Source organism: Ruegeria sp. CDSB136 (assembly GCF_059610965.1).
The window spans coordinates 1-11,511 of the sequence record NZ_JBXWOP010000042.1; the positions used below are offsets into that span (position 1 = coordinate 1).

General features: G+C 49.0%; 4 protein-coding genes. All 4 read right to left on the reverse strand.

Features of this window, described 5'->3' with window-relative positions; genetic code table 11:
- Positions 1 to 810: 810 nt before the first annotated feature.
- A complete protein-coding gene (locus tag AC2FIR_RS23615) occupies positions 811 to 1,887 on the reverse strand; it encodes a DNA cytosine methyltransferase (protein ID WP_496714635.1) in 1,077 nt (358 codons plus the stop codon).
- A gap of 93 nt (positions 1,888 to 1,980) precedes the next feature.
- Positions 1,981 to 7,875, reverse strand: coding sequence for a DEAD/DEAH box helicase (locus AC2FIR_RS23620; RefSeq protein ID WP_496763405.1), 5,895 nt, complete (start codon positions 7,873 to 7,875; stop codon positions 1,981 to 1,983).
- A gap of 3 nt (positions 7,876 to 7,878) precedes the next feature.
- Positions 7,879 to 9,882 (reverse strand): tropomyosin, encoded by a 2,004-nt coding sequence (locus AC2FIR_RS23625; RefSeq protein WP_496763408.1) that lies wholly within the window; start codon positions 9,880 to 9,882, stop codon positions 7,879 to 7,881.
- On the reverse strand, positions 9,879 to 11,511 hold a 1,633-nt coding region (locus AC2FIR_RS23630), incomplete at its 5' end, for a hypothetical protein (RefSeq protein WP_496763412.1). The genes AC2FIR_RS23630 and AC2FIR_RS23625, both read right to left, overlap by 4 nt.

Consider the following 11,511-nt stretch of genomic DNA (forward strand, 5'->3'; position numbering starts at 1 on the left):
GCTCGACGAATTGCTTCCCTGGAACTGGCTGCCAGCATCTGCCGAAAACCGCAAGGCGGCCTAAATCGGGCGGTTACAATGTATGAACAAAAACACCATCAAGACCGCGGCAGACGGCATCTGCCAGCTTGAGAAACTGGATCGCGAAAGCCCTACAGTCCTGGCCGCAATCGAATATCTGATGCGTAAACATCGATTTTCCCATCCCGAGGGGGAGTTCGACAATGCTGGGCGGTTCAGCCTCTCCGCAGAGGAACAGCACGATTGCTGCGTCGGTATTACCCTCCCGCGAGCGAATGTCGCACATCGGCAGTGGAGGGCAGCCGGGCCGCGATCAACACCTGGGCAGACAAGAGTATCGACTATCTAGCCCAAAAAGGCCCAACGGCTCCGCCACGTGAAATGGTTTGGGGGATGCAAGGTGGCGGAAAAACCGGCACCCTTGTTGGACGCGAAGACCCCCCAAATGGAAACTCAGAGTCAGGAACAAGACCAGAGACATCCGCCGGCGCTCTACATCGAACGGCCGGCCTGGTGAGCGTCATGTACCTGCCCACGCATACCAAATGCGAAGAGGCCGCCGAAACGTACCGGAAACGCACCCACTGGCGGGCCGGTTTAGTATATCCGCCACGATCCGGGCCTTCAACTCCGGCGGTCAATTACGCTTACCATCCGCCCGACGCAGCAACGTTGCCAGAAACTCGCTCGTAACTCCCATCAAGAAACTCCCCACAAATCAAAGAAGCCTCTGAATCGCAGATAAAGCGGCAGCACGAAAGTGTGGGGGCGGCAAACCGCTTACAGTTCTCAGCGACAATCAACAGCCTTATGCCCAAAGTGCTGTGTAGCATGTTCGACCATGCAGTTCCCAATTGCTTCCCCCAGTTTCGGCGGCACAGCATTCCCAATCAGAGTTCCCACATGTTTGAATGAAAACTCTTCTTTGTCGCTCCAAAATTCGTATGAACTCGGAAATGATTGAATGATAGCGGCCTCCCGGAGGCTGATGGCCCTGTCTTGTTCAGGATGACCAAACCTACCATTTCCAAAACCGTAGCATTGAGTCGTCATTGTGGGTGCTGGCTTATCCCACTCCATCCTGCCGTATACAGACGGATAACTCTTACCTGAACTTCTTTTGTGGCACTCGGCTCGCAGCTCCGATGGCCAGTCTCTCCAGGTTCCACCCGGAACGGATGCGCGTATTCTATCTAAGTTTAATTCACTAAGCACTGAAGACGTATGAAGTTTATCTCTGTTGCATTTTTGGCCGGCCGCAATTTTTGGCAGGCCCCCAATGGCGTCTTTTACAGTAACAATTTCGGGCTCCTCAGGGTCGGAGAAGGATATTTTTCCCAAAAGTGAAGCAACTAAAACTAAGCGCTTTCTTGTCTGAGGTATTCCAAACCTAGTGCAATCAACTATACGCCAAGACACTGAGTACCCTAAGTCATTCAGAGTAAGAACAAAATCACGCCAAACCTCTCGCTTAGAAAGCCCCGAAACATTCTCCATAGTCACCAGTTCGGGGCGAACGCCTTCCACGATCCGTTGAAAATGCAACAACAAGTTCCATCGGTCGTCGCTTGATTTTCGACTATGCGAATAGGTGGAAAATGGCTGACAGGGAGCACATCCCGCCAATAAACGAACTTTGGCATCTCCAAACATCGAGTCAACTGTTTCACAAGATAATTTGGCGACATCCTCTTGATAGAACCTAGCGCTTGAGTTGGCCTCAAGCGCATGTCTACATTTGGGATCTAGGTCCACTCCGTAGGCTACCTTCACTCCAGCTTTCCACAAGCCATAAGTCAGCCCACCCGCGCCGCAGAACAAGTCAACAGCAACCGGATAGTGTGGAGTGTCGTTTTTTCCTGTCATCCGATACTCAAAGGCCTCCAGAAGGTTTTGCTAGCCCGTATGCCATGACTGATGTGTAGATTGGAGGAGAATTTTCGGTTTTGAGCCTGAACATCAAAAATTTCTCGCTCTTGCAGCATCCAAAGCTCGGATCGGCCTGGTTGAAGCTTCAAACGAGTCTACAAAAAGCACCTTTCCACCAATACTTTCGGTCGCATCTGCTAGGATGTTTTGCTGATGAGAAGTTGGTGCGGTTTTCCAGAATGGGTGTACAATCAGGTAGTTAATTTCTCCTGTGCCTGATCCCTCTGATATGGCACTAAGGCCCGCCCTCCCAATCTTCCGAATAGATCTGGCGTTCGGGTTATGACTCCAAATTTCCTTTGCAATGCGTTCTGCTTGTTGAAGCCAGTCGGCAAGCTCGAAGTGTGATGAAAAGTCACCATCCAACCCTGCTTTATAGTCCACATCTAGCATCGCTCTCAGGAAGCCAATGCCCAATCGCCAGTCTAGTAGTCCATGGTAGTTCCTGTTTCCGTATCTTTGGAGGCAATGGTAGCAGGCCGTCGAACAGGCTTGCATGTGGTCGCCTGAGCGGAAACTTGAGACAAGAGGATCTCCCTCGTTGTAAACCATGTCCGATATCAGCCTTTGGACCAACGGACGGGAACCAATCTTGTCCGCTAGTCTTCTTGAGAACCCTGCACCATTGACAAGTTGATCAGCGATTTGAAGTAATGGTCGCCCCTGTCTGACTCTAGGTTCAAGAGCCTCGAATTCTTCCGGAGACACATCAAGCTCCAATGAAGCCCTTTGAATGATTAGCTGTGTCGCAGAAATTGCTGCGGCTCGCACACTTGTTGCGTATGGACTACGTTGACCATTGTCCTGCCTTAACCCCAGTTTGGAAAAGGAAAGGTCGGCGTGGCACCTCTCCATTACCAAATAGAGAGAGTCCGTGTTTTTTCTAGACATTAGGTAAACTGTTTGCTCGGCTTGCTCGTTGCCATGCTCATCAAGTTCGGCGATCCAGTTTCTAGTCGACCCAACGCTTTCCGGCTGCACAAATTGGTTTGGCAGAGAGCTCAACCACTTCTTTTCTGGCTTTTGGACTAAGATGTTTTTCTGCTGATAAGGCTTTACAGTGTAACCTGAGAAGGCTTCTCCATCTACATCAGGTCCCCGATTTCGACGGATTATTGCTGCCTTGCTGCCAGTAGCAACTGACATGTTGGTTTCGGGTACATTAAATGTAGAAATTTCTTCAAGCTCTGAAGAGGTTTCTCTCCGCACCAGGTTGGTAAAGTCCTCAGCTTCATCGATATCAGTAGGCTTGAAAGTAGTCCTGAACCCGTCCGGCATCACATATTCATTGTAGGCGGACGGATCAATTTTTGACGAACAATCTCCGCAAAACGCTGAATTAACTACTTGAGTGTCGGAGGAGTTGATGGCACCGCAACTCGGGCAATCTGCTATGAAAGCCGTTTCGGTCCACCATTTTTGACTAGGCTTTGGCGCGATTCTAACGTGCCCATTGGGAGATTTAATTATGCGTCCCAGTGAAGAGGTAAACCCGACCGATGTGTGTTTCTGCTTGTCGCGAATGAGAGATCGACCCGGAGCGAACTCGTAGATTGCGATATCTAACTCGCGATCAATTGTATCCCAAGAGTTGCTTCCGCCACCTTCAAGTACTGGACCAAGATAGAGATTCCTAACCCTCGTGGGCATTCCGTACATCGGAAGAAGACCATTTTCAGCCAGGAAACTAGCTAGGTTAAGAGGCGATATCTCACCGGTATCCTTCAGCCCGCCTATTTCAGCTAAGACTTCTTCAACCGAACACGCATCTTTTAATGCATTGGATTTCTGTTCGTTTCCTGAGGATAGCACCGCCACAAACGTGTCCCTAGTATGCAAAGACTGATGCAAAGCAGTTTCAAGTTTTTCGGGCCAAACAGAATCTGGTTCGTAATAGACGGAGCAAGGAACAAACTCACCATGCACGTCAGCCGGGGCATCGTCGCCAGGATACGTATCGCCGGCTTCGGCTCTTAGCAGGTCAAATGCCTTAGTTAACCAAACCTTTCTAAGAAGCCGAAGTGGTATCTCAATATGCTCGGTAGTTAGAAATGGTGGAGGCGGGGCACTGCCCGTGATCGCTTCGGGATTGCGAAAATAGTGCAAGTCGTGACTTCTGCTTCGGCAAAGTGTTGCTACAAATGAGAAAGCCTGACCCCTTCGACCTGCACGACCTACCCTTTGCTGATAGTTGAAACGCTGAGGAGGCATATTTGCTTGGTAAACAGCCTCTAGCGCACCGATGTCAATTCCAACCTCCATGGTTGTAGTAACGGAAAGAAGGTCAATTTCCTTTGCGTTGCGATCTAGATGTGGGTCAACTCCGGCCGGGGTATCGACAAAAATCCCTCTAAATCTTCGAAGCCTTTCGGCAGGAGATCTCGTTTGCCCGCTCAGCTCTTCTGATCGCAAGCGAAATGCCCCTGATTGAGCGTCGTCGCTCCTATTGATGCGGTGCGCCAGGAAGTTGTGCCTAGCAAGGTCGCCTGCGCAGCCGGTTTTTGTTTCCGGAAGCTTTGTCCCGCATCGGGTGCAGAGGTTTGTCCCTTTGTGAAGGTGTACCCTGGTACACTTTGGGCAGGCCCAATAGGGGTCACTTTCGTCGGACAAGTGAATTAATAGTTTATCTAGTACTATTCGACCATTCTTGTGACCTAGCTTTGCAAACTGCTCCAGAACATTGTCAAGTTCTTGAACTGGGTCCGACTCGTTCAGAATGGTAGCGTAGTTCTTAATGCGCCGCCTCTCGACGGAACGCCCATCGGGCCAGTCCTTTCCGTTGCCAGCCCACTTATTCTCTTGAATACGATAGTTGTCAGCAAAAACTCTTAGCCACGAATCCATCTTAGTAGAGCCGCCTTGCGAGTTTGGATATAGCGTGGGGTAGCCTAGGCCAGTTTCCTCCAAGGCGAAGTAAGATCTATTGAACAAAACCTCGTCTACAAGCGGCCGCTGTTCTGTTGCAACTTGCGCCTTTGCATTTGCCAGCTGCAAGGAACCGTCAGCACTAATCCAGTCGACCGATTGGTTTTTGGTCTCAAAGAAACCTTGCCACTCTCGACCCTCAGCGTTGTTCTGATCGCTTCGGCCAAGCAGTTTGACGCCGACATCGTCGGTCGGATGAATACCTAAACGAACCATATTGGCCAACAATGGCCCTATGTTATCAGAACCTCCTTTAGAGGAACCTGGTATAGGCTCAAGTACTTCCTTGAGTGGGACACGATTACTATCTCTCGCATCACTTGCCTTGCTTAGCTGCTTTATTAAGTCGGCAGCTTCTTCGAGCCTGCCAGCATTGACAGCCTCCTTGAGTTGTTTATCAATCTCTGATTTGTCGAGCCTTGGCTTCCTTGATATCTCGCGCAGCGCATCCACCAAAAGTAGGCGGCGAGCGTCTTGATGATGGCGGCGTTCAATGTCCAATGAAGCTTTTGCGGCATCCTGTCGACTGTCCGAGAAAACGATAGCTTTTGGCGTGTGCGTTTCATGGCCAGCGTGAAGCAACTCGAATACTTCGGTCGCCACCAATTGCGAGCTCTTGCCAAAACCCGTTCGAAAGTTTCGTATTGGAGATCTCCTGAGCGGCTTCCTTCTGGGTGAATAGTCTGTCCCACACGCGGGGCAGCAGTTCGGCCCAGCAGTACCCGGTTCCCGAAGAAATTTGTCAGATCCAAACCCTGGAAGATAAAACAGCTTTCCAGCAATTTCATTTTGTGAAGATGCGTTTGCCCCTTCAGTGATCATGCCGCTTTGCGTGTTGAGTGTTGCTTCCTTCCAGATTTCCTTTGTGTTGTCTCCCGAATTCGCATCTGCCCGACTGGGCCAGAAGATTGCGAAGTCTTCGTAACTCAGTTGTTCATAGTTTTGGTCGGCACCGATTTCAGGTAGTTTTTCAAGTTCAGGCGACGCAGGGAGCAGCTCGACTTGAATATTTCGCGAACGAACATTCTGTCCCCGATGGCCAGCTATAAACTCTTCCCCGCAACACTCGCAGTATACTAGTTCAAAGAGCCTGCGTGGAGACGAACCAGTTGCAGTGTGAGTCATACCCCGATCAACGCGCAGCCCGTCAAAGTCGACCCCTGAGGAACCTTCGGTCGGGCTGCCAAACAGACCCTCAATGCTCCTAAAGAAAGTATGAGCTCGAAAAGTAGTTGTTTCCGGATTTACTTCACGATCAAAGATCTGATTGGAGATTTCACTTAAGCCTCGTAGTAGAAGTAATCCTCGGAGTCCTTTTTGTGTCTGCGGTGTGTTTTCTTCGAAAATGGCTTGCGTCAATACGGCACTAGACCTGGCTCGTAACTGCCCATCTTCGAGTAACGAAGCATTTGCAAGAACTACCGCAGATTTTTCGATAGCATCAATTGCTACGTCTTCAAAAAGTCTTTTTGAATTCGGAATGCCCAGTTCCGATGCACAATGCAGAATTGCATCTTGGATTTCAGCGGACGATTCAATTTTTCCAATAAATGCCTCCCTTTTTGTGCAGCTATCGACCAAATGAGTGAATGGTTCTGGGTTTAGGGGAAGGGGCGACGCAGCTTTGGATAGCGAAGGTTGGCCGGTGACAACGGTATCCAACCAGTCTTCAGCCCCCCTAGCGCCATCGGAGCCATTCTTCTCATAAGTGCCGTTTGAACCAAAGAAATCGTATAGGTAACCTAAACTCTGATCTCGCTGCTCCGGACCAAGTGGAAGTGACGCACTAGACGCCAATATGCGAAGTTTGTGCCGATATTTGGGGTCATCCAATCCTAGCCTATGTATCAGAGCACGTATCAATCCGGCTGTTTCAGTGCCCGCAGAGCCGCGGACCAAATGGAGTTCGTCCATAACTAGAAAAAAGTAGGCCTCTGGATCACTTTGAAGCCAATGTTTGGTCTTGTTGAAGAGGTCTTGCTCAACTTCCCGTGACAACATCGTTCCCAGCATGGAGGTGTTGGTCACGAGGATGTCAGGCGGAGTCTGCTGCATATCCCATCTGGTAACGAGTTCTGCATTTTCCGGCGATGGAAATAGATACTTGTCTTCCCTCCCGGATTCTTGATCGCTTCGCAGGGCCAAATGAAAATCATGATGCATTTCCTCCAGCGCCGAAACCACACGCTCTGTACGTTGAGCGCTCCTTTGAACTTCTTGACGAGTGTTCCCTCGTCTAGGGTGATTGCGATAGCCTGGAACTGGAGTTGCACTTGTATACTTTCCAAAGAAAATACGATTTCCAGATAACCTTCTGTCCATAATTTCCGCAGATTCCGCGGAGTCGAGCAATTTCCGAAGCCGAGCCATCTGGTCTTCCACGAGAGCATTCATCGGGTACAGTAGTATGGCCCTCATTGCCTTTGGGCGCGCTTCAGCCTCCATCTCTCTATGAAGTTTGAATTGTTTGGGTGTAGATTCCCACCATTTCTGTTTTAGAAAGCCAGATTTGGGGGCAGGCCAACTCGCAGCCTCGTTAGCAATGGCGGCAAGAATTGGAAGCAAAAACGACTCAGTTTTCCCGGAGCCTGTTCCGGAAGTAACAATACCTGGTCGTCCACTCTTTAGACCTCGGTCTAGCATCTGAACTTGATGCAAGTACGGTTGGTAAGTGCTCTTCCAAGATAGTTTCGAATCTGTTTCTGGGTTCCCGTTGAATAACCCAGCGAGTGCCAGCTCAATGAAAGCGCACCTGGCCTCGTGGGGCAGGCTCGCAATTGGATTGTTTTCACGCTTTTCCAGCAGATCTTCTAAGTAGTACCCAGCTGCCTTGTACCTGGGAATTGGCTCAACAAACAGATCCGTAACAAAGTTCCCCGGATCTCTTAGTAGTAATCGCCTATCACGTGCCAGTTTTTCGTTTCGAACTTTGAATGCAGTATCAATGTAAGAAATAAAGAGCTCTCGGATTCGTTCGAATCCTCCAATTGGATCTAACATGGATTAGCGTGCCTCCAATTTTTTGATCAATTGGTTCAGCATGTCCTGCCCCTTCTTCAAACTATGCATCTCGAGTTTTTGATTTGAAATTTCTAGGGTCATTTTGATCGATAGTTCCTGCGATAGCGTCATACTGGTAGCGGTGAAGAGTGCGTATGCCTTTTCGATACAGCTTTCACTTTCAAGAAACGGAAGCACCTTCGAAGAAAACCCTGCCAAATCTTCCGCCCTGAACCGGTCTCCACGTATCTCGTACTTAGTTGGAGTTGCTGAATGTGAGGCCAAAAAGCTCTTTGTGTCTGCTTCACCTGTTTCGCAAAACACGGGAATCATGCTGGTGCTGGATAAGCTGACGCTGTGCGCGCTGTCGACGAATGCGCCGCAAATACTGGCAAGCACGATCAGGTTCTTTGGATATTCTCTTGTAAGTACAGTTTTTTCTAAGCTTGGAAGCCAAAAGTCCAAAGGCGAATTGTTTATGTTTTCCAATAGTACGATGTACGTTCTTTCCGGGTTGTTTTGAGCTTGAAGCCAACTCTTTGCAAAACCGGTGATTTCAGAGGAAGCGCTCGTCCGCCACAGATCGTCCATGCATATCGTGGCCGGGTTCAACATCTCGCGTACTAGCTGTCCACCAGCAGCCAAATTAGCATAGACACTTGCCAATTCGACACCAGACGGCCCCAAGAGCAGCGGGATATTCCCAGATCTCGCAATCGCATCAAGAGCAAGCAGATCTTCTGCCGATACGTTAGAACCTGTTAAAAGTTTCTTTACAGCTTCGTGTAGCTCTTCAATTGGTAGTTCCTTAACAGCTTCTCTCGACCCTTCTCGAGACCATGGTGGAGAAAGTGGGTGCGATATCTTTCCTTGCGCAGACGGAACATGTTCCGCTAATGCATCTGATATTTTGGACGCATCTCTAACGTTGTTAGCAGTGATTGCATCAATCACATTTTGAGCACCATCATACGTACGATTCAGTAAATCTTTCGCCGTCTTAAGCTCAGACAAGGTTTTCTCGCACTGGCTTTTCGTTTGGGATGCTTTTTCATCCAGGGATTGAATGGATTCGATCAAAACACTTTTCTGTTTTTGGAGCTCGGTATTTTCTCCTTCAAGAAGCTGCTTCACATGAGGCCGGAGTTCTTCCTTCAGATTTTGTTCCAGTTCAGCGCGTCGATTCTCGACTTTTTCGAGTACACTCGGAGATTTCGAAAACAAGTCTGCAACTTGAAAGAGGGTTTCCAGGTTGCTCTCGACAGCGGCAACGAGTCTTGCAGCGCGTTTGGATGTTTCTTCCCAATCAGTCGAGAATGTTGACAGAACATCTATTTCGCTCAAAAATCGAGAAAGCCCTTGAATGTCGTTCCGTGAGAACGGTGCGCCTGAGTGTGCCCTTCGAATACGCTTCAAAACTAATTCTAAAAAGTCTTGGTCGCTTTGCCAGTTAATTCGGGAAATTACTGCGCCGGTGACCAGATTGGGAACGGCAAAATATCGGTTTTCTACCTTCTTGGAAGTGAAAAAAGTACTGTTGATTGGGTAAACTGGATATTGTTCCAAGTTCTGTTTTAATGCGAAATGCTTTCCGCTGTCGCCGTCGAACTGCATTTGAACTTTGCAGCATTCCGTTTCCGAAATGGCAACCACAACCTCCTGATTGCCGGATCTGTGTAACTCAATACCATTTTCAAAAAGATCCTCACGAGCTCGATCCGGGCCACTAACACGAAAGTCAAAAACTTCTGTGGCAGTTAAAGGCTGATCGACTAAGAAAGCATCCTGATCCGGGTTATCGCGACGAGGGTTTTGGGCGATTCCACAGGTTAGTATCTGACCTTCAGCAAAATCGGCCAGGTTTGGAGAAAACAGTTTCCCCTCCGGTGGTAAGTCGCGATGGAACTCCCTTGTAAACCAGGTCAGCCCTCTTCGCTCCGCTATCACCTCTACTCTGCCGTAACCGCGAGTATAGATGACTCGGCAGAGAAAGACCCCATCTATCATCGCAGCCCTTTCTTAAGTGCATAGCTTTCTGCTTTCCAGACACTTTGTCTCACTTTGAACCTACGTCCAAGGCCCAAGTGCATTGGACTTTCGGCACTGTCTTGAGGTGAAAATCCAGCAATCAATGGACCGAGCAGTCTTGATAAAATTTCAACGTCAGCTTGTAGAGCTGGATACTGGTATGTCAACTCATCATCTGATAGACCGCTGGATTTTAAAGAGTTTATCCGGAGAGCGCGAGCCAACTTGTCTGGAATGTGTCCTCCAGAACCGCGTCGCGTAATAAACTTCTGGTCGTACTCAAACAATGCTTCGCCTCTTCGCCGGTACGCTTCACAAATAGCGGAGGATCTCGCACTACTGATGTATTGTGTCCCTGCTCCTTCAACCATGAAAACATCACGGTCGTTTCTCTTGTACCAACGTGACAACTGAACGTCTGAATGGGTATCCTGAATTTTTGGAGCGCTGTTAAAGAACATGCCCTTGGCAAAGCTCCAAACGCCCGTGCATTCGCGGCCGATAAGCGTCTTGTCCTCTTGTGGCCAGCAATGGGGGGCCTGCGCGAAGCTCGGCAACAATCCTCTCTTTGCTTCCCAGCCCAAAATTTTCGAAATCTCCTCAAGCTTGTTGGACTTGATGCAGATTACCGGAGCCTTGAACTTCGACGGTTGCTCCAGCATTAACTTAGCACCTACCCGAGAAGCGCAAGCATTCATCCTTTCAAAGGCAGATGATGCAATTGCGCCTTCTACTAAAATGAGTCCAGGAGAAATCTCAAAAAGAGTGGGCTTCACCAAACGCCACTTTCTTGCTCGCCAATTCAAGTTTTGAACCGGTGCAATCCAACGAGCCTCTTGTAGTGAACGAAGGATGTCCCATACTCGATGGCCGTTCTCTACATAGTTTTCTAGTAGGCTGTATACTTCTGCTTCAGATCTTGGCGTTCTAAGAAAGCAATATAGCGCCTCCAGCATGTCTGAGATTTCAAGCTGAGTGTCTGTCAGGAGATGATCAATTGACTGACCTAGAACACTTTCTCGATAGCTTTCTGGAACAATTTCATCAATTGTGATCCAGTGTTCGGGCATTTGCGCCCATTCTGTCAGCTCGGGTGTATCTGCGCTAAACCTCGCTACGTGCATAATTTTTTCGCTTCCGTCCCGAAGAGTGATCTTCCAAATTCCAGAAACTTTGCCTTCAGTTTCCAAGACCCAATAATCTTCTTTGGGAACGAGACGCAGGTCACCCTGCGTGGGGCCGGCGGCACATATCTTCAGGCTTGCGGATTTGATCGTACGGATGGCAGGTAGGGTTTTCGAACGTCCCAACCAGAAAGAACGCTCAATTTTGATACCTCCCTGTAAACAAAAATCAGGATGCGTTTTTTCCGGGCTGGTTTTCTTTCCCCACATATCACGGATTGAAGGTTCTACTGCCCGCCACTCAATTCGTTGCGAAGCAACCCAACCTTCGCCAATGTTCGAGCAATAAGGTAGCAAATCACTTGGCGCTCGTTCCGATTTAAGGAGCAAAACGACCGCCTCATCTAAACCCACATTCCCCAAGTAAGTCGCTGTTTCCGCTGTCGTGATCGTGTTATTTCCGATATAAATCATGGTGTTGGTG

Bases quoted from the DNA above. Each gene is read 5' to 3' on its own strand.
- AC2FIR_RS23620 (WP_496763405.1), bottom strand. From the start codon at position 7,875: ATGTTAGATCCAATTGGAGGATTCGAACGAATCCGAGAGCTCTTTATT.
- AC2FIR_RS23615 (WP_496714635.1), bottom strand. From the start codon at position 1,887: ATGACAGGAAAAAACGACACTCCACACTATCCGGTTGCTGTTGACTTG.
- AC2FIR_RS23625 (WP_496763408.1), bottom strand. From the start codon at position 9,882: ATGATAGATGGGGTCTTTCTCTGCCGAGTCATCTATACTCGCGGTTAC.